The sequence below is a fragment of the Pseudomonas sp. Pseusp10 genome (assembly GCF_059492225.1).
Genome location: NZ_CP168528.1, coordinates 3,678,096 through 3,696,903, shown reverse-complemented (window position 1 = coordinate 3,696,903; position 18,808 = coordinate 3,678,096). Strand labels below are relative to the sequence as shown.

At 61.1% G+C, this 18,808-nt stretch carries 16 protein-coding genes and 1 pseudogene; 11 read left to right on the top strand and 6 right to left on the bottom strand.

The window, feature by feature from the left end; genetic code table 11:
• The first annotated feature begins 2 nt into the window (after nt 1-2).
• The 3 genes from ACEN8Z_RS16645 (at nt 3) to ACEN8Z_RS16635 (ending at nt 3,527) form a co-directional block, all read left to right on the top strand.
• On the top strand, nt 3-1,154 hold the full coding sequence (locus tag ACEN8Z_RS16645) for an acyl-CoA dehydrogenase family protein (RefSeq protein WP_495594921.1): 1,152 nt from the start codon (nt 3-5) through the stop codon (nt 1,152-1,154).
• Between the two features lie 64 nt (nt 1,155-1,218).
• Nucleotides 1,219-2,847 carry a methyl-accepting chemotaxis protein gene (locus ACEN8Z_RS16640; RefSeq protein ID WP_495594920.1) on the top strand — a complete coding sequence of 543 codons (1,629 nt, stop codon included), beginning with the start codon at nt 1,219-1,221 and terminating at the stop codon, nt 2,845-2,847.
• The gene (locus tag ACEN8Z_RS16635) at nt 2,844-3,527 is read left to right on the top strand and encodes a TetR/AcrR family transcriptional regulator (RefSeq protein ID WP_495594919.1); all 684 of its coding nucleotides are present in this window, start codon (nt 2,844-2,846) and stop codon (nt 3,525-3,527) included. The genes ACEN8Z_RS16640 and ACEN8Z_RS16635 overlap by 4 nt, the downstream gene beginning before the upstream one ends.
• Before the next feature lie 445 nt (nt 3,528-3,972).
• Here ACEN8Z_RS16635 and ACEN8Z_RS16630 read toward each other — a convergent pair whose 3' ends face one another.
• A complete protein-coding gene (locus tag ACEN8Z_RS16630; RefSeq protein ID WP_495594918.1) occupies nt 3,973-5,451 on the bottom strand; it encodes a DASS family sodium-coupled anion symporter in 1,479 nt (492 codons plus the stop codon).
• 54 nt (nt 5,452-5,505) lie between these two features.
• Nucleotides 5,506-6,453 (bottom strand): lactate/malate family dehydrogenase, encoded by a 948-nt coding sequence (locus ACEN8Z_RS16625; protein ID WP_495594917.1) that lies wholly within the window; start codon nt 6,451-6,453, stop codon nt 5,506-5,508.
• 620 nt (nt 6,454-7,073) lie between these two features.
• Here ACEN8Z_RS16625 and ACEN8Z_RS16620 point away from each other — a divergent pair.
• Nucleotides 7,074-7,287, top strand: a pseudogene (locus tag ACEN8Z_RS16620) (integrase); the annotation flags it as partial.
• Here ACEN8Z_RS16620 and ACEN8Z_RS16615 read toward each other — a convergent pair.
• From ACEN8Z_RS16615 to ACEN8Z_RS16600, 4 genes are all read right to left on the bottom strand, one after another.
• Nucleotides 7,273-7,524: a hypothetical protein gene (locus ACEN8Z_RS16615; protein WP_495594916.1), complete on the bottom strand. Its 252-nt coding sequence runs from the start codon at nt 7,522-7,524 to the stop codon at nt 7,273-7,275. The pseudogene ACEN8Z_RS16620 and the gene ACEN8Z_RS16615 overlap by 15 nt on opposite strands.
• Nucleotides 7,525-7,616: 92 nt before the next feature.
• The gene (locus tag ACEN8Z_RS16610; RefSeq protein WP_116263704.1) at nt 7,617-8,378 is read right to left on the bottom strand and encodes a PAS domain-containing protein; all 762 of its coding nucleotides are present in this window, start codon (nt 8,376-8,378) and stop codon (nt 7,617-7,619) included.
• Nucleotides 8,379-9,038, bottom strand: a complete 660-nt coding sequence (locus ACEN8Z_RS16605; protein WP_116263705.1) for a response regulator — start codon at nt 9,036-9,038, stop codon at nt 8,379-8,381. It lies immediately after the preceding gene.
• Nucleotides 9,007-10,152, bottom strand: coding sequence for a sensor histidine kinase (locus ACEN8Z_RS16600; RefSeq protein WP_495594915.1), 1,146 nt, complete (start codon nt 10,150-10,152; stop codon nt 9,007-9,009). The genes ACEN8Z_RS16605 and ACEN8Z_RS16600 overlap by 32 nt, the downstream gene beginning before the upstream one ends.
• A 224-nt stretch (nt 10,153-10,376) precedes the next feature.
• Here ACEN8Z_RS16600 and ACEN8Z_RS16595 point away from each other — a divergent pair, with 224 nt between their 5' ends.
• The 7 genes from ACEN8Z_RS16595 to ACEN8Z_RS16565 are packed head-to-tail and all read left to right on the top strand — an operon-like array spanning nt 10,377 to nt 18,671.
• Entirely contained in the window at nt 10,377-10,889 is a 513-nt protein-coding gene (locus ACEN8Z_RS16595; RefSeq protein WP_495594914.1) for a dimethylamine monooxygenase subunit DmmA family protein, read from the top strand.
• Nucleotides 10,886-11,815 carry a PDR/VanB family oxidoreductase gene (locus ACEN8Z_RS16590; protein WP_495594913.1) on the top strand — a complete coding sequence of 310 codons (930 nt, stop codon included), beginning with the start codon at nt 10,886-10,888 and terminating at the stop codon, nt 11,813-11,815. The genes ACEN8Z_RS16595 and ACEN8Z_RS16590 overlap by 4 nt, the downstream gene beginning before the upstream one ends.
• Before the next feature lie 9 nt (nt 11,816-11,824).
• Nucleotides 11,825-12,841, top strand: coding sequence for a heme-dependent oxidative N-demethylase family protein (locus ACEN8Z_RS16585; RefSeq protein WP_495594912.1), 1,017 nt, complete (start codon nt 11,825-11,827; stop codon nt 12,839-12,841).
• A 32-nt stretch (nt 12,842-12,873) separates the two neighbouring features.
• Entirely contained in the window at nt 12,874-14,004 is a 1,131-nt protein-coding gene (locus ACEN8Z_RS16580) for an aminomethyl transferase family protein (protein ID WP_495594911.1), read from the top strand.
• Between the two features lie 29 nt (nt 14,005-14,033).
• Nucleotides 14,034-14,900: a formyltetrahydrofolate deformylase gene (purU, locus tag ACEN8Z_RS16575; protein WP_495594910.1), complete on the top strand. Its 867-nt coding sequence runs from the start codon at nt 14,034-14,036 to the stop codon at nt 14,898-14,900.
• A 46-nt stretch (nt 14,901-14,946) separates the two neighbouring features.
• Nucleotides 14,947-16,314 (top strand): trimethylamine monooxygenase, encoded by a 1,368-nt coding sequence (locus ACEN8Z_RS16570; RefSeq protein WP_495594909.1) that lies wholly within the window; start codon nt 14,947-14,949, stop codon nt 16,312-16,314.
• A 14-nt stretch (nt 16,315-16,328) separates the two neighbouring features.
• The gene (locus ACEN8Z_RS16565) at nt 16,329-18,671 is read left to right on the top strand and encodes a trimethylamine N-oxide demethylase (protein ID WP_495594908.1); all 2,343 of its coding nucleotides are present in this window, start codon (nt 16,329-16,331) and stop codon (nt 18,669-18,671) included.
• Nucleotides 18,672-18,808 lie beyond the last annotated feature (137 nt).

The window sequence follows — 18,808 nt, the reverse complement described above, 5'->3', positions numbered from 1 at the left end:
CAATGCACGATATCGAATTGACCGAAGAACAACGCATGATCCGCGACATGGCGCGCGACTTCGCCCGCAGCGAAGTCGGCCCGCATGCCCAGGCCTGGGAAAAGGCCGGCTGGATCGATGACGCCGTGGTGGCGCAGATGGGCGAACTGGGCCTGCTGGGCATGGTCGTGCCGGACACCTGGGGCGGCAGTTACACCGACTATGTGGCCTACGCCCTGGCCGTGGAAGAAATCTCGGCCGGCGACGGCGCCCTCGGCGCATTGATGAGCATCCACAACTCAGTGGGCTGCGGCCCGCTGCTGAGATATGGCAGCCCCTCCCAGCAGGACAGCTGGCTGCCGCTTCTGGCCAGCGGCCAGGCCATTGGCTGCTTTTGCCTGACCGAACCACAGGCCGGCACCGAAGCACACAACTTGCGCACGCGCGCCGAACTGCGCGACGGCCAGTGGATTCTCAACGGCGCCAAGCAGTTCGTCAGTAACGGCAAGCGCGCCAGGCTGGCCATTGTCTTTGCCGTCACCGATCCCGAACTGGGCAAGAAGGGCCTGTCGGCCTTCCTGGTGCCGACTGACAATCCCGGATTCGTGGTCGACCGCAGCGAACACAAAATGGGGATCAAGGCCTCCGATACCTGCGCGGTGACCCTCAATAATTGCACGATCCCACAGGACCATTTGCTCGGCGGGCGCGGCAAGGGCCTGGCCATTGCCCTGTCCAACCTGGAAGGCGGTCGCATCGGCATCGCCGCCCAGGCCCTGGGCATCGCCCGCGCTGCCTTCGAGGCTGCGCTGGGGTATGCCCGCGAACGCATCCAGTTCGGCAAGCCGATCATCGAACACCAGAGCGTGTCCAACCTGCTCGCCGATATGCACACCCGGCTCAATGCTACCCGCCTGCTGGTGCTGCATGCCGCGCGCCTGAAAAGCGCCGGGCAACCGTGCCTGTCGCAAGCTTCGCAGGCCAAGCTGTTCGCCTCGGAAATGGCCGAGCGCGTGTGCTCCAGCGCCATGCAGATCCATGGGGGCTATGGCTACCTGGAGGATTACCCGGTGGAGCGCTACTACCGCGATGCGCGCATTACCCAGATCTACGAAGGCACCAGCGAAGTCCAGCGCCTGCTGATCGCCCGCGAGCTGGCCCACTACGCGCTCTGAGCCCTCGGCCGGACGCTTGCTGCGTACGGCCGCCCCCTTTTCTGCCCGCGTTCTGGAGTCGCCCATGCTCGGCCTGCGTAATATTTCCATCAGCCGCCGCCTGTGGTTGATCCTGCTGACATCCATCCTGATGCTGCTGATTCTCGCGGGCCTGATGCTCAAGCAGAACCATGACGACCTCCATGCCGCCAAGGCGCTGAAAACCCGTCATGTGGTCGAGACCGCCAGCGGCATCCTGCGCCATTTCCACAACCTTGAAGTCCAGGGTCTCGATCGTGAGCAAGCACAACAACAGGCCAGTGCGGTCATACGCGATCTGCGCTACGACCGCGAGGACTACTTCTGGATCGAAGACCTCGACACACGCATGGTCATGCATCCCAATGCCAAGCTTGAGGGCAAGCGCATGGCCGGCACTCGCGACCCTGACGGCAAGACACTGTTCGACGAGATGGTTGCCGTAGCCGTACGCGACGGCTCCGGCCTGGTGAGCTACCGTTGGCCAAAGCCGGGCTCCGACGCGCCGGTGGAGAAGGTGTCCTACGTCGAACTGTTCAAACCTTGGGGGTGGATCGTGGGCTCCGGCATTTACATCGACGACGTGCAAGTCGAGTTCCGCCGCCAGCTCGTTCAGGCCTTCGGCATTCTAGTGACAATCGCCCTGCTGCTCAGCGCGCTGATCCTGCTGATTGCCCGCAGCATCGCCTCGCCACTGGCGCAGGTGGTTAATGCAATGGAGAACATCGCCAGCGGTGACGCCGACCTGACCCACAACCTGGACAGTCGCTGGCGCGATGAGTTGACCGCTCTGAGCAGCCACTTCAACGGATTTACCAGCAAACTACGCGCTGTAATCGGGCAATCCGTCCAGACCGCCGGCAGCTTGGACAAAGCCTCGCAATCGCTTGGTGAGATTGCCAGCGATAGCCAGCGCCACAGCCAGCAGCAGTCACAGCAAATGGAACTGGTGGCCGCCGCCATTCACGAGGTGTCCTACGCCGTGCAGGAAGTGGCGAAGAACGCCGAGCACGCCGCCAACGAAGTACGACAGGCCGATGAGCAGGCACGCCAAGGCCAGCACAATATCGACAGCAGCCTGCGCCAGATCGACCAGTTGTCCGAGACCATAGGCCAGGCTGTCGAAGTGATCCAGAGCCTGGCCCAGGAAAGCACTCAGATTGGCAGCGTACTGGAAGTGATCCGCGCCATCGCCGAGCAAACCAACTTGCTGGCGCTGAACGCTGCTATCGAAGCAGCGCGCGCTGGCGAGCAGGGTCGTGGCTTCGCCGTGGTGGCAGACGAAGTGCGCCTGTTGGCGCAACGCACCCAGCAGTCCACCGCGCAGATTCAGGGCATGATCGAACGCCTGCAGGGTAACTCCGAAGCGGCGGTCAATGTCATCAATGCGAGCAGCCAAGCCGCTCAACAAACCGTGGTACAGGCCCGCGAAACCGGTGAAAGCCTGCATCAGGTCATTACCGCCCTGCGCAACCTCACTGAACTGAATGCCTCAATTGCCAGTGCCACCCTGGAGCAGTCCCACGTGGTCGAGGACATCAACCAGAATGTCACCCGCGCAGCCTCGCTGGCCCACGAGAGTGCCCTGGCAGCGGATCAGTCCAACGAGGCCAGCCAGAAATCAGGCGAACTGGCGGGCCAGCTCAATCGCCTATTGGCGCAGTTTCGCGTATGAGGTGGATGAACAATATGCAACCCTCCAAATCCCTTTTTGCGGTGCCTGTCGACGAAGAGCGCAACACACGCTACCTGGACACGCGTCGCAAGGCTGTCGAGTTGTTCGCGAGGCATGGTTTCAGCCGAGTGAGCATGCGCGACCTGGCCACCTACCTGGGGATCAAAGCCGGCTCCATCTACAACCACATTGATAACAAAGAGGCACTGTTGTTTGAACTGATCGAGGAGCTTTACGAGGAACTGCTTGATGGTGCCAGCCTGGTGATCCGTCGCAAATCCGCACCCAGTGTACGACTGAATGGCCTGCTTGAAGCACACCTGCGGCTCCACGAGCGTATGGCAGCGCACTTTCGCCTGGCTGAGTACGACCTCCATTGTTTGAGCTGCGAACAGCAAGCCTCGATATTGATCCTGCGCCGACGCTACGAGGAGCACTTGCTGGAGACCATAGAGCAACTCACCGGTAAACCACATAGCGTCACTCGACGCGCGACCGTGAGCGGTATCGTTTCCCTGCTCAATCAACTACCATCCTGGGTTGGGGAGACCCAGACCGGCATTGGAGCCCACCGTAAGCTGCTGCATGATATGGTGATGAGTACTCTGCAGGGTGCATTGCGGGCAACTCAGGCCTCTGACTCTACACGCCAGGAAAAACCACCCCACTGCCGCTTGTGAAGTAGCGCCTTACATGTCTTGGAAGCGGTTGCTTCGAGGAGCCACGGCTTCAAAGGTGTCATACCCCAAGCGTCTTTTACGGCTTGTTTAACCAAGCCACTATTCTTTTTTCTACAAATATAGGCTCGGCTCGCAGCTGATCGTCAGGGTCTTTCACGGCGGGCTGTCTCGCGGATCCGGCGCTCTCGGCTATGGGTCGTTTTCAACCGGTCGCAGCAGGCAGAAAACGGCCAGGAGCAGACGTTGCTTTACCAGACCCCTTCAGCGTAGAGGCTCTGACCTGAGCCGACTGGTAACAGATCGACGCGCGATGATTGATCCATTTCCAGTTCCTCGACTGCTGCGCATCCGTACATAGGTGTCAACAGATAGCGCACCCAGTGTCGCAACGCGGTACCGCTCTTCTCAATCAGGTGGCTGGCTACTTCTATTCTCCGGTGCCGTCTCAAACATGTCCAAGCATCTGCCACCAAAGCGGGCCGACGACCAGCCAGATAACCATGTAGATGAGGCTCATCAAGAAACCGGTCTTCCACCATTCCCCCTGGGTGACGTAACCGGCACCGAACATGACCGGCCCGGAACCGATGCCATATTGGGTCAGACAACCGTTGATGCTGCTCAGGATGCCGAGAGCGACCGCTGCAGTGAATGGCGGGATGCCGGCAGCGACCATAAGCGCCATGCAGAGGGGAAACAGAGCACTGATATGTGCCGTGGCGCTAGCGAAGAAATAATGGATGTAGCAATAGATCGCCGCCACCAGCATATAGACAGCCAGCCTCGGGAAACCCTCCAGGTGTGCCCCGAACTCCTTGCCGAACCACGAAACCATGCCGTACTCATTGAGTTTGGAGGCCAGCATGATCAGCAGGCCGATCCAGATCATGGTGTCCCAGGCGGATTTCTCATTAAGGGCATCCTGCCAGGTCAGTACGCCGGTGATGAACAGCAACGAGACACCGAGAGCCGCCGCCAGCGTCGCTCCGATTTTCAGATCTTCACCGAAAATCCAAAGCACCAGCAAGCCAACGAAGATCACCGCCATGATGATTTCCTTGGCCGAGATGGGCCCCATTGCTACGAGTTCTCTCTGTGCCAGGGCCTTCGCATCGGGTGTCTGGCGAATCTGCGGCCGGACAATCCACAGCAAGGCTACCGGAATGAGGGCAAGGCACAGCAAGCCGGGAACTGATGCTGCCACCGCCCATTCGAGCCAACTGATTGAGACGCCTTGGTCTGCGGCCATCTTGACCGCCAGGGGATTTCCCGCCATCGCCGTGATGAACATGCCTGCGGTGATGATGTTGGCGTGGAAGGCACAGAGGATCAGATAGTTCCCCACCTTGCCGCGCGATTCAGGGTCATCGGCATGGCTGCCGAGGACCTCCGACATCGCTCGGGTAATCGGCAGCATCACCCCACCGGCGCGAGCGGTGATACTGGGCATGGCGGGCGAGATAAGGAGTTCAGTCATGACCAGTCCATAACCCAGCCCCAGGGTTCGCTTGCCCAGCAGCCGCATGAACAGGAGTGCGATGCGGTGCCCCAGTCCTGTCTTGATCACGCCTCGGGAGATAAAGAAGGCGAGCATCACCAGCCAGACGAGGTCCGTCCCCGTGGATTTGGTGACGTCGGCAAAGGACACGACGCCAACCAGCACGCCCACCGTGGCGCTGATAATGGCTACCGCCGACATCGGAAGAGGGGCGGTCATGATGCCGGCGATGGTGGCGACGAACACGGCGAACATGTGCCACGCCTTCACGTCGAGGCCAGCCGGCGCCGGCAGGAACCAGAGGACGATACCTATGCCCACCGGGACGAGAAATTTCCAGACATTACTGAGATGCCCTTCCGATGGCGTCGGTTTCGTCGTGGCAGGGCTTGCAGGTTGCGAATCCTTTGCGGGTAATACAGCCATGATATAAACCTCTTGGCGGCGCTGTTCGGTTTATTCAGAGCGTGCGCAATTTCCCTAACGGGCGAGAAGCACGCTGTCGGTTGCCTCTTTGACGATGCACGCACTGCGCTGCAAGGCCTCGCGCTCGATGGGGCCGAGTTCCGGATAAGCCAGTAACTGCGCACCTCTGCCATTGACCACCATCGGCAGCGACAAACACACCTCCGGTACGCCTTCGACTTCAGCATGCACGACAGCGACCGGCAGAATGAGGTCGGTGTTATGTACGATGGCCTGGCAAATTCGCCCAATCGCACTGGCGACTCCATAGTGGGTGGCGCCCTTGCCTTCCTTGATAAGCGTGGCTGCCTCGTGCACGGAGCGCAGGATCAGATCGCGGCTGGCAGGCCCCAACTCTTTACCGCTCCTGGCCAGGAACATATCGAGGGGCATTCCGGAGACCGTCGCGCCGGACCAGTCGATCAGCGCGGATTCGCCGTGTTCGCCGAGAACGTAGGCGTGAATCGCAGGCGCCACGACGCCCAGCCGCTCGGAGAGCAGCGATCGCAGTCGCCCGGTATCGAGGGAGGTGCCGGTGCTGATAACGCGCTCGCGCGCGCAACGCAGGCGGTCAAAAACGACACTGGTCAACACATCGCAGGGGTTGGTCGCGATTACGTAGATCGCATCTGGGGCCAACGGTGCAGTGCGATCCACAACTTGCGCTGCAATGGCCGCATTGGTTCTGGCCAAGTCCAGACGAGTCTGCCCTTGCTTCAGACCGACACCAGCGGTGATTACGATGATGTCCGCGTCGCGTGCGTTCTCGTAATCACCGGCGTAGAAGCGATTGTGCCCCCAGAATGCTGCTGCGTGGGTGAGGTCCAGCGTCTGCCCTTCGGCCCGTACTCGCGCGACATCGATGATGACGATCTCGGCGCTCGGAATAGCCACGGCCGCAAACAGGGCTGCTGATCCGCCAACCAATCCTGCACCGACGATTACGATCTTGGGTTGCCGCATCGCATGCCTCCCGTCGCGCCAGGAGAGTTGGACACCTGAACCAGGCATCCGCCAGTGGACAGTCAACCTTGAAGTGGCGCGAAACCTACATGAGCCGACAGCCTGACTGCTCGGGTCGGCTCTCAATCGATTTCGTTACACACATCTTTTGCGTCATTATTGAACAGCGCACTCGCCCCCAAGGGTCCAAGGGGGTGTCCTTCAAGGCGAGCGAGCCAAAAAAACGGGAAATTTTCAACAGGCTTTGTTAACGGCTAGCCGCACATGGCGAGTTCCTCATTGGGAACTGGCAAGAAAAGAGTAGCTCAACATCGACTGGGTGCATGCCCGTAAATTTGGGAATAATCGCACGCCAGGGTTTTCCGGGTAATCGTAACGATCACGGTAGGGATGGTGATCAGGCTAGCGTGAGGCCCGATCGGAACAGCCGGGCTTGTATATCGAGCAGTTTTTCCGGGTAGTTGTATGCCATGCGTTCCCTCCAGGATTCTCTGAAAAGCACAGTACCGACCGTACAGCCGGCATGGTACGCAAAAGCCTGACAGATAGCGTTCTCTCAAGGCAGTTGGTGACAGCATCTTCGACTCGCTCGTTGCCGTCAGCCTTGGAACAAGGGAAAGCTGGTCGGGCAGAAAGCCCCGCTCCGAGCCAGAGATATCCGGGCCATCCGAGTCAGCCTCCAGTTCGCGGAGAAAGCAGAAAACTCCGCACCCAGTACAATCTGAAATCACTGAGAAGACCCGAACGGTTCTAACGGCTTGGATGTATCAGGCTCACCTCCGTGGGGAGGACTTCTTGTTTCCGACTCGGTTGCATGGCTCAGACCATCTCACCAGGTAATACGTTCGAATGCGCATGCCGACGCATATGTCGCCAGGCAAAGACATCGAGAATCACGCCGGCACCGCTTAGTGACAGGCCCCGTAATAAATTGGCACGACTTTGCCCCAGCATCTCTACGCCATATAACAACGCCGCACTGGCAACGCCAACCAGCAGAAAACCACTGAAATCGAATGTCCGGAAACTGACGTGATCTTGTTTGGGAATCAAGACCAGCGCGGCAATCAAGGCCAGCACACCCAACGGTAGATTGAGGTAGAAAATCCACGGCCAGGAAGCGTCAGTGACGATAAAGCCACCCTGCTACTCCGACACTTCGTTCACCCCCCCTGACCCTGAGTTGCTTTACGCTCGAAAATCGCCCCCTCGATACCCAGCACTTCTCGATTGTCGGCATAGATGCCCACACCTTTTTCCCAGACCTGCTTGATCGATTGATCCGCGCATCGAATCCGGTAGTTGAGCTCGAACGGCTCCTGCCGGGACAAGGCATATTGCACCTCGCGCCAGACGTAGTCGGCATCCTGTGTCAGGATCAGGCTGCTGTAGGTGAAATCATGGTTGTCCACCAGCCGCTCCGCCGGATAGCCGGTGAGTTGCAGACAACCGGCACTGACGAATTCCATGGTCCAGTCGCGGTTGTTGCGGCCGCGATAAATCAGCCCCGGCATGCTGTCCAGCAGGTTCATGCTACTGCGCTGACTCGCTTGCAAGGCAATCTCCCGCCGCTTGTGCGCGGTAATATCCCCCGCCACCAGATAGAAGCCATTGTTCCCGCGCTTCAGACTGACCTCGAACCAGCGCAATTCCCCCGAAGGGTGGACGAACCGCAGCCGCTGGTTAAAAGACGTTTCGGGGCGCCGTCGCAGTTCATGCAAGGCCTGACGCCATAACGAGCGGTCCTCGTGGTGCACATAGTCGATCAGATGGCGCTCTGCATCCGGCAGGTCCATCAGCTCGACCCAGGCCAGATTGAAGTGGGCGATTTGACCGGTATCCCGTAACTCAAGCAATGCTGCAGGAAAGCGGTCCATCAGGTGCAAAGGCTGTGTCTGCATGAATGCCTCTGGAGGTTCCATCATCTAATGAAGCTCCTCGTGTCTCACCGATGGGCCGTTATGCACCCACGCCGCCAGCTCCAGGCGTGAGTGCAGGTTGAGCTTCTGCAGCAGATTCTTCACGTAGATTTTGACCGTACCATCGCTGATCCCCAGCTCCCGCCCGATCTGTTTATTACTCATGCCGGCAGCGATCAAGGCCAGCGTCTGGCCCTCGCGCTCGGTCAGGTTACTGGTATCGGGCTGATCCGATCCGGGCATCGGCTCGCCTTGGTCGGCGAGCAACGAGACCAGAGTCGAGTCCAGAACAATCGCGCCCTTGTTGCAATTTCGCATGTAGGCGAGCAACGCATCTGGTTCGGTTTCCTTGAGCACATAACCACTGGCACCCAGGCGCAGGGCCGTCAACAGCTCAGCGCGATCCATCGACGCGGTCAGTACCACCACCTGACAGTCGAGACGCAACTGCCGCAGTTCATCGAGTACCTGCAAACCGCTCAAGCCGGGCATGTGCAGGTCCAGCAAGACCTGCTGCGGTGCCAGGCTCACGGCCAGGTTGATGCCTTCGCGGCCACTGGCGGCCTGCCCTACCACTTGGTAGTCGTCACTGGCGCCGAACAGCTGCGCCAGACCTTTGCGAAACAACGGGTGATCATCGATCAGTAATAAGGTCGTGCAGTCCATCGTGACTCCCTTGTGGCAGGTCCAGGTTGGGGGAAAGGCCCAGGTGTACGCGCACTCCGTGGGGACGAATCGCTTCAACAGACAAGCGCGCGCCGATGCTGGCGGCGCGCTCGCGGATAATCGCCAGGCCGAAGTGGTTTTCCTCGCAAGACGCCGGGATCAGGCCGATGCCGTCGTCCTCCACCGAGATAGAGGCATCACCGTCCTGGTTTTGCCGCAACTCGATGCGCACGTGTCGCGCATGAGAATGACGCACTGCATTGGTCAAGGCTTCGCGAATGATCTGCAGGACCTGCAGTTCGGTTTCCGGACTCAAGGCATCGTCGGTCAGGCGATTGTCCAGTTCGAAAACGATGATGCAGCGTCGCGAAAACTCTGCCACGGTATCGGCCAAGGCCTGACGCAATGAGCGCCCGTCCATTGTCAGACGGGCACTTGTGATCAGCTCCCGCACCTGCCGTTGCAGCTGGCTCAAGCCACCGCGCAGCTCCTGTAGCGTAGAGCTCGCCTGCTCTGGCTCATTCATCCGTGACTGTAGAAAACGCGCCTGGAACGACAGGTAGCCCAACTGCTGAGCCACCGAATCGTGCAGCTCACGGGCCAAGGCACCATGCTGCGAAGTGGCCTGTTTGCGCTGTTGCTCACGCTTGTGACGCAGCAAACGCACGGTCACCCCGACCGCCTGCGCCGTCTCCTCCAGCAACCGCTGCCAGCTTGCGTCGACCGGCCTCGGTGTATCGAGTAACAACTGGCCTTGGTTCGGCCCGTCATCCTCGGGCAAGGCACACAGCAGACGATGCACGCCGCGCTGCCGACAAGGCGCGCAGACCTGCGGCACGTCACTCAGGGTTGCGTTGCGCCAAGGGCAGCTCGCTACATCCTGACAGCCATCGATCAGCCCCCGGCGCGCCGGCCCCAGGTCTTCGCCGCCGAGGATCAGATTCAGTCTGCACGTAGGCACCAGTGCTTCGAAACGGTCGAGAAACCTCGGCAAGGCACCGTCAGCGTGCACCTGGCACAAGGGCAAACCCACCAACAGCCTGCGCACACTGCGCATCTGTTCGGGTCGGATACGCCCAAACCAGCGTGCCCACCACTGCGGTCGTGTCTGCACTGTCGATGACTCCCCGTCCCGTTGCTCAACCTTGCGTAAACACGAGCAACTTCCATGCCCCGAAAGTCCCGCAATCGCGGACTACCTCCAAAGAGATAACTCTTTTTCCAGATTGAGAAGATTTTCCTCCTGGGAAATTATCTTCCCCAACAGGAAACAAAAAGCCAGTCCAATACCCACTACTTCGCCCTTCAGATCAGTGCGGATCAGCCAGGAACGCCAGCATGACGGATAGACACAGCGCCGCCCTCGACCGACTTCACAGCCTTCCACGGTATCGCCAGCCGCTGCCGCGCGAAGCCATTACCCGGCACATCGTGGTGACGCAATCGGCAACAGCCTGCGCGCCTTTTGTCGGCGAATTGGAACAACCTCTGGTACTGAACGGTGAGAACGCCGACTTCGCTCGTCGACTGGACAATGTGCTGGCCAACGCCACCGTCGGTAGTCACCTCTACATCATGGGCGACGAGGCCTTTATCTGGCGTATCCACGGGCTGGCGCGCAGCGCCGGGCTGGAGGACGACGAGATCGACATCAGCCGCTCGATCGGCGGCGCACGCCTGGTCTATTGCGTGCACTGCGGGCTGACACAGGCGGCGGGGCCGGAGTCGATCCTGACCTGTATCGGCTGCGAGGTCGGACTGGATGTCCGCGAACACTTTTCCCAACGCCTGGGCGCCTACCTCGGCGTTTGCACCAATCCCGATCAGCCATACGCCGGAACCACGTCATGAGCGCTGTCCTCAAAGTCAGGGTCAGCGCAGCGAAAATGCTCACGCCGGTGGTGCGCGAATTCACCCTGGAGCCGTGCGCCGGTCCCATTCCCGGCTTCTCCCCCGGCAGCCATGTGCAGGTTCACCTGCCGCTGGCCGAAGGCAAAGTGCGCAATGCCTACTCACTGACCGGCGACCCTGCGGACAACCGCCATTACCGCATCGCCGTGCGCCTGCAAGAAGCCTCCCGCGGCGGATCACGTTACCTGCACCAGCGTGTCCAGGTCGGCGACACCCTCGAGATCTCGCCACCGGCCAACCTGTTTGCCCCGCACTTGACCGCCGGCCTGCACATCCTGATCGCCGGCGGTATCGGCATCACGCCCTTCATGGCCTACATTGCGGTCCTGGAGCAACAACAGGCAAACGTCGAACTGCATTACCTGTGTCGCCCAGGCGCAAGCGATGCCTACCTCGATGTGTTGCAACAGCGCCTGGGGTCGCGCCTCCACACCTACGACCGCCGTCCGGACCTGAACAGCATCCTGCGTGACCGGCCTTTGGGCAGCCACGTTTACACCTGCGGCCCACACCCCTTGCTCGATGCTGTCCGGCAACAGGCCAAGGCCCTTGGCTGGCCGAAAAGCCGGGTGCATTGGGAAGCCTTCAACGCTGCGCAACCGGGCCAGCCCTTTGACCTGGAGCTGCAGCGCAGTGGCCGACGCCTCAGGGTCGGTGCCGAGCAAAGCCTGCTCGAAGCCCTGGAGTCCGCCAGCCTGCAAGTGCCCAACCTGTGCCGCGGCGGGGTCTGCGGCCAGTGCATGACCCGCCATGTGAGCGGCGAAATCGAACACCGCGACAGTTTTCTCAGCCCCGCCGAACAGGCCGAGTTCCTCATGCCCTGTGTCTCGCGCGGCTGCGGCCCTTGCGTTTCGCTGGATCTTTAGGAGTAGACCATGACCATTCAATCGAACCCTGTGCTGACCTATCGCGACGACTTCAGCTTTCGCAACAGTCCCGCGGCGATCCGTCGTTTTCCCTTTCCCTTCAACGAAGACAGCTATCTGTATTCGGTGAACATTGAACCGGCCAGCTCCCGCGATCCCGGTTCGATCTATCAGCACCGCTTTGACATCGACGAACACTACCGCTCGGAAATGGCCGAGCGCGCACTGGTCCTGGACCAGGATCCGCGCCGCTATCTGGTGCTGCCGCACATGCAGGTCGCCGCCTGGGATGCCCTGCAGATGCTGATGGAAAATCTTGCCGCCGATTACCCCCAATCGTTTCAGCTGGAGCGCAATGGCGATCACTGGCATTGGCGCAATCAGTTGCTGGAGATCGATCAGCGTTTTGTGTTCGGCGATGCCACGAGCCTGCCGTGCGAGCCGCTGGAGTTCATCGGCCGGCAGGTCCAGGGCGATTTTGCCCTGCTCGATCAGCGCCACGACGACTTGTTCATGGATGCCGGCATCGTCACCAGCCCGGCCGACTGGTCCCTGGCCTTCGACGCCGGCATGAGCTTCAAGCAATGGCACTCGCCGGTGCCCATGGCCCACCAGATGGGGATCTTCGAACGCGCCCTGAAGTACCTGCTCAACCTTCAGGTGGAGCAACCGGTGCGGCGTCTGAACTGGACCCTGACGATCAACCCGCGCCTGGACTCATCGCCCGAGACCTTCCACCAGTGGGGCGCCGACCGCGGCCGCATCACTGCCGACAACGTCGGGCAACAGGTGCACCTGCGGGTCGAACTGCAAGTGATGGTACGCCTGCCCCGCAGCAATGCGGTGATGTTCAGCATCCGCACCTACCTGATCAGCATGGACGAACTGGTCACTCAGCCTGGCTGGGGCTGCCGCCTGCACCGCGTGCTGCGCGACCTGCCCGAGCCGATCGCCGACTACAAGGGCATGACCCGGTACCGCCAGACCCTGGTCGAGTGGCTGAGCCGCTTCGACCCGCAAGCCTGACTTTCCAACTTTCCCACGACAAGGATCTTCACATGACTCACTCATGGCGTATTTCTGCACTCGCCGAGCGCCACCGCGCACTCGGCTCGAACCTGGAAGACTGGAATGGCATGGGCACTGCCTGGACCTATGCCAGCGACCTGGCCGATCACCATCAGGCGATCCGCACCCGCGCCGGACTGATGGACGTTTCCGGGCTGAAAAAAGTCCACTACGTGGGTCCCCATGCCGAAAGCCTTCTGCAATGGGCGACCACCCGCGACATCGCCAAGCTCTACCCAGGCAAGTCGGTGTACGCCTCGATGCTCGACGAGGACGGCAAGTTCGTCGATGACTGCGTCGTCTACCGCACCGGCCCCAACGCCTTCATGGTGGTCCATGGTGCTGGCACTGGCCACGAAATGCTGGTGCGTTCGGCCCAGGGCCGACAAGTGGCGGTGCTGTTCGACGACGACTTGCACAACCTGTCGCTGCAAGGACCACTGGCCGTAGACTTTCTTGCCGAGCATGTGCCCGGAATCCGCCAGCTGCCTTACTTCCATCATCTGCAAACCCGGCTGTTCGACCGCCCGGTGATGATCTCGCGCACCGGCTATACCGGCGAGCGCGGCTACGAGATTTTCTGCAAGGCCGCCGATGCCCCGACGCTATGGGACACGATCCTCGAACAGGGCGCCGGTCTGGGCATCATCCCTTGTGCCTTTACCGCCCTGGACTGGTTGCGGGTAGAAAGCTCGCTGATGTTCTTCCCCTATGACAACTCGCAGATGTACCCCTTTGCCGATCAGAAGGCCGGCGACACCCTCTGGGAAATGGGCCTGGATTTTACCGTCTCGCCGGACAAACGCGACTTCCGCGGCGCCGAGGAGCACTTCCGGCTACGTGGCAAGGAGCGCTTCAAAATCACCGGCGTGTTGCTCGAAGGCGTCCGCGCCGCCGAGGCTGGCGACACGTTGTGGCAGGGCGACAAGCAAGTCGGGGTCATCACCTGCGGCATGTATTCGCGCCTGAGTAAACGCTCCATGGCCATTGCCCGCATCAATGTCGCCTGTTCCGCCCCGGGTCATGCCCTGCAGGTACGTGGCAGCCAGGAAAGCGCCGCCGTGACCCACACCCTGCCCTTCGACGACCCGGAAAAAACCAAACGCACGGCCAAGGGCTGAGCCTCCACCACTTTCATAGGGAGCCCTCGATGGACACCTCCAGCGAACACTACATTCTCAAGATCAACTGCCCGGCAGCGTCCGGCATCGTCGCCGCAATCAGCGCGTGCCTGGCCCGGCAGCAGTGCTACATCAGCGAACTGGCGCAGTTTGACGATGAGTTCACCGGGCAGTTTTTCATGCGCGCGGTGTTCCGTTTCAACACTGGCGTGAGCGGAGATATCGGTGCCCTGCGCGAGGGCCTGGGAGACTTGGCCGGTGGCTTCGACATGCAGTGGCAACTGTTCTGTTCCAGCGAGCCGACCCGGGTACTGCTGATGGTCAGCAAGTTCGACCATTGCCTGACCGACCTGCTGTACCGCCACCGCAAGGGCGAGATGGACATGCACATCACCGCCGTGGTCTCCAACCACCTGGACCTGCGAGCGATGGCTGAACGCGAAGGCATCCGCTTCATCTACCTGCCGGTCACCAAGGACAGCAAGGCCAGCCAGGAAGCCGAGCTGATGCGCATCGTCGAAGACACACGGACCGACCTGGTGGTGCTCGCCCGCTATATGCAGATTCTGTCCGACGGGCTGTGCCAACAGTTGTCGGGGCGCGCCATCAACATCCACCACTCATTCCTGCCCGGTTTCAAGGGCGCCAAACCCTATCACCAGGCGTACGACCGGGGCGTGAAGCTGATCGGCGCCACCGCCCACTACGTCACCAGCGACCTCGACGAGGGGCCGATCATCGAGCAGGAAATCCAGCGAGTCGACCATACGCACCTGCCCGATTCGCTGGTTGCCATCGGCCGCGACACCGAAACCGTCGCCCTTTCCAAAGCCCTGAAATACCACCTGGAACATCGAGTGTTCATCAACCAGGACAAGACAGTGATCTTTCGCTGAGCGCCGCTGCTGTTTTTATCCGATGAATTCATTACGAGGCACGATCATGACCTTACGCGTGGCAATCATCGGCGCCGGCCCTTGCGGCATGGCGCAACTTCGAGCCTTCCAGTCGGCCCGCGACCAAGGCGTCGAAATTCCGGAACTGGTCTGCTTCGAAAAGCAGAGCGATTGGGGCGGCATGTGGAACTACACCTGGCGTACCGGCCTGGACGAAAACGGCGAGCCGGTGCACGGCAGCATGTATCGCTACCTGTGGTCAAACGGACCGAAGGAATGCCTGGAGTTCGCCGACTACACGTTCGAAGAACATTTTGGTCGCCCCATCGGCTCCTATCCACCAAGGGAAGTGCTCTGGGACTACATCAAGGGCCGCGTAGAAAAAGCCGGGGTTCGCCACTACATCCGTTTCAACAATGTGGTGCGCCAGGTCACCTTTGACCAAGAGACTCGCCGTTTCACTGTGGTCGCCCACGACCACGGCAGCGATACCCAGACCTCGGAACAGTTCGATTATGTGATCAACGCCTGCGGGCACTTTTCGACGCCGAAGATGCCGTACTTCCAAGGATTCGAGCAGTTCGGCGGGCGCATCCTGCACGCCCATGATTTCCGCGAGGCGCTGGAGTTCAAGGGCAAGGATCTGTTGATCGTCGGCAGCAGCTATTCCGCCGAAGACATCGGTTCGCAGTGCTACAAGTACGGCGCCCGCAGCATCACCAGCTGCTACCGCACCGCGCCCATGGGCTATGACTGGCCCGCCAACTGGGAAGAAAAACCGCTGTTGCAGCGCCTGGAAAAAAACCGCGCGTACTTTATCGACGGCACCCACAAGCACATCGATGCGGTGATCCTCTGCACCGGCTACAAACATCACTTCCCCTTCCTGCCGGACGAGTTGTGCCTCAAGACCGACAACCGACTATGGCCGATGAACCTGTACAAGGGCATTTTCTGGGAGCCCAACCCGCAACTGATCTACCTCGGCATGCAGGACCAGTGGTACTCGTTCAACATGTTCGACGCCCAGGCCTGGTACGCCCGCGACGTGATCCTGCAACGCATCGCCCTACCCGACCAGGCACAAAGGGCCGCCGATAGTCAGGAATGGCATGCCCGTGAACAGCAGCTTGAAACCAACCAGCAGATGTTCGAATACCAGGGTGCCTATATCCAGCAACTGGTGGACGCCACCGACTACCCGAACTTCGATATTGCTGCAGTCAACGACACCTTCCTGCACTGGAAGCACGACAAGGCCCGCAACATCATGGGTTACCGCGACAAGTCCTACCGATCGCTGATGACCGGCACCCAGTCGCCACCCCACCACACCCCCTGGCTGCATGCCCTTGACGACTCCATGGCGGCGTACCTCGCTGAACCGCCGATGTCCGTCAAGTCGATCGGTTGACCCGGGAGCCCACCATGAACGCACCTCGTGTTTCCCGTCCGCGGGAGCCCGGACTCTTTGCCCGGGCCCCGGCCCTGGAGCGCTATCGGGTGGCCGCCGGCGGCCTGACCCTGGTCGCGCTGCAGCCCGGCGACAGCCTGCAAGTGATCGACCTCGAAGGCCGGCAATCTTGCGAATTGCTGGCCGTGGATATGCTCGGTCGCAGCGCCCTGGCGGCCTGGGCACTGAGCGGTTCGACGGCCTGCGGGTTCATCGGCGCACGACTCGCCGAACCGACCTTGCAGTCGCGCCGCATTGGCCAGGCGCTGATCCGACGCGCGATTGATCCACGACAACTGCCCAGCGCCGCCTCACTCTGGGACGAGGACAGCCCTGCCGACTTCAGCCGCCGCTTCGTCGCCAGCGATGAGCTACTGGTGATCGTCGCGGCACCCGACGGACCGACCGCCGTTGACCGGCAATACCGGCCCAGCGAGCTGCGACTGCTGGTGACTCGGGCCAACCCCTCGCCGCTGCTGCTCCCCGCGTTGCCCGAACCCTTGGGCGAGTTACTCGACGAGTTCACCATCGGCGCCGGCACCGCCCACAGTTACACCGTTGGCAAAGGTCAGTATGTGCAGGTGCTGGATGTCGCCGGTCGCCAGTGCTCGGACTTCGTCGCTCTGGATCGACGGGCACTGGATCGCGGCCTGGACCTGGACCTGGACCAGACCGTGACCCGCACCCTGAACGGCAGCGCCTACCCGGCACCGGGACTGTTCTCAAAGTTTTTCGACCGGCAGATGCAGCCGATGCTGGAGGTGGTGCGCGACACCGTCGGCCGCCACGACTCCTTCGCCCTGGCCTGCGCCACGCGCTACTACGAGAGCCATGGCTACTTCGGGCACGACAACTGCAGCGATAACCTCAGCCGAGTGCTCGCGCCCTATGGAATCAAGCCTCGCAACGGCTGGCCGGCGATCAACTTCTTCTTCAACACCGGGATCGACGCGCACCAGCAGATGACCCTGGATGAACCCTGGTCGCGTCCCGGCGACTACGTGCTGCTGCGGGCCATGACCGACATGGTGTGCGGCAGTACTTCGTGCCCGGATGACATCGACCCGGCCAATGGCTGGAACCCGACCGATATCCATATCCGCGTCTACAGCGAAAAGGAGCGTTTTTCCATCGCCATGAGCACTCGAACCACGGCCGATGCCGACCCGATCCTTACCCGTGAGTCCGCGTTCCACTCACGCACCAGCGCCTTGACCGGCAGCTTCGTCGACTACCGCAACTGGTGGCTGCCGCTGCGCTATGACGGCTATGGCGCGATCGAGGAATACCTCGGTTGCCGCGAGCGAGTGGCGGTGATGGACCTGACTGCCCTGCGCAAATTCGAAATCATCGGCCCCGACGCCGAAGCCTTGTTGCAGTACTGCCTGACCCGCGACGTGCGACGCCTGGCGGTAGGCCAAGTGGTGTACTCGGCGATGTGCCACGAACACGGCGGCATGCTCGACGACGGTACCCTGCTGCGCCTGGGTCCGGACAATTTCCGCTGGATCTGCGGCGAAGACTACGCCGGGGTGTGGCTGCGCGAGCAGGCGCAAAAACTCGGCATGAAGGTCTGGATCAAATCCGCCAGCGAGCAGATCCATAACCTGGCGGTGCAAGGCCCGATGAGCCGCGAGCTGCTCAAACAGATGGTCTGGACCGCGCCCAACCAGCCGAGTCTGGAAACCCTGGGCTGGTTCCGTTTTCTTGTAGGCCGCCTGGACGGTTACGACGGCTGCCCGCTGATGATCTCGCGTACCGGTTACACCGGTGAACTGGGTTACGAAGTGTGGTGCCACCCGGACGATGCCGAGAAGGTTTGGGACCGGATCTGGGCGCTCGGCCAGCCTTTTGGCCTGGTGCCGTTGGGCCTGGAGGCCCTGGACATGCTGCGCATCGAAGCGGGACTGATATTTGCCGGCTACGAGTTCAGCGACCAGACCGATCCGTTCGAGGCCGGCATCGGGTTCTCGGTGCCACTGAAAAGTAAAACCGACGACTTCATCGGTCGCGACGCCCTGTTTCGGCGCAGCGCCCACCCCGCCCACAAGTTGGTGGGCTTGCAACTGGACGGTAACGAAGGTGCTCACCACGGTGACCCGGTATACCGCGGCCGGGCACAGGTCGGGGTTATCACCAGTGCCTGCCGCTCACCGCTGCTGGCCAGCAACATCGCGCTGTGCCGGGTCGACGTGGCCTGCGCCGACGTCGGCACAGCGTTGGAGATCGGCAAAGTCGATGGCCTGCAGAAGCGCATCAGCGCCACGGTCACCGCAGCGATTTTCTACGACCCGGACAAGAGCCGGGTGCGTAGTTGATCAACCTTTTGACTGCCCATACACACCTGTAGGAGCGAGCCAGCTCGCATGAACGTCAACGATAACGCGGGTTGCCTGACTGTCCGCGGTGCCTGGATGTCCATCGCGAGCAGGCTCGCTCCTACAGGGTCCTGCTT

Bases quoted from the DNA above. Each gene is read 5' to 3' on its own strand.
- ACEN8Z_RS16580 (WP_495594911.1), top strand. From the start codon at position 12,874: ATGACTCACTCATGGCGTATTTCTGCACTCGCCGAGCGCCACCGCGCA.
- ACEN8Z_RS16630 (WP_495594918.1), bottom strand. From the start codon at position 5,451: ATGGCTGTATTACCCGCAAAGGATTCGCAACCTGCAAGCCCTGCCACG.
- purU (WP_495594910.1), top strand. From the start codon at position 14,034: ATGGACACCTCCAGCGAACACTACATTCTCAAGATCAACTGCCCGGCA.
- ACEN8Z_RS16565 (WP_495594908.1), top strand. From the start codon at position 16,329: ATGAACGCACCTCGTGTTTCCCGTCCGCGGGAGCCCGGACTCTTTGCC.
- ACEN8Z_RS16590 (WP_495594913.1), top strand. From the start codon at position 10,886: ATGAGCGCTGTCCTCAAAGTCAGGGTCAGCGCAGCGAAAATGCTCACG.
- ACEN8Z_RS16625 (WP_495594917.1), bottom strand. From the start codon at position 6,453: ATGCGGCAACCCAAGATCGTAATCGTCGGTGCAGGATTGGTTGGCGGA.
- ACEN8Z_RS16605 (WP_116263705.1), bottom strand. From the start codon at position 9,038: ATGGACTGCACGACCTTATTACTGATCGATGATCACCCGTTGTTTCGC.
- ACEN8Z_RS16595 (WP_495594914.1), top strand. From the start codon at position 10,377: ATGACGGATAGACACAGCGCCGCCCTCGACCGACTTCACAGCCTTCCA.
- ACEN8Z_RS16635 (WP_495594919.1), top strand. From the start codon at position 2,844: ATGAGGTGGATGAACAATATGCAACCCTCCAAATCCCTTTTTGCGGTG.
- ACEN8Z_RS16610 (WP_116263704.1), bottom strand. From the start codon at position 8,378: ATGATGGAACCTCCAGAGGCATTCATGCAGACACAGCCTTTGCACCTG.
- ACEN8Z_RS16640 (WP_495594920.1), top strand. From the start codon at position 1,219: ATGCTCGGCCTGCGTAATATTTCCATCAGCCGCCGCCTGTGGTTGATC.
- ACEN8Z_RS16570 (WP_495594909.1), top strand. From the start codon at position 14,947: ATGACCTTACGCGTGGCAATCATCGGCGCCGGCCCTTGCGGCATGGCG.
- ACEN8Z_RS16645 (WP_495594921.1), top strand. From the start codon at position 3: ATGCACGATATCGAATTGACCGAAGAACAACGCATGATCCGCGACATG.
- ACEN8Z_RS16585 (WP_495594912.1), top strand. From the start codon at position 11,825: ATGACCATTCAATCGAACCCTGTGCTGACCTATCGCGACGACTTCAGC.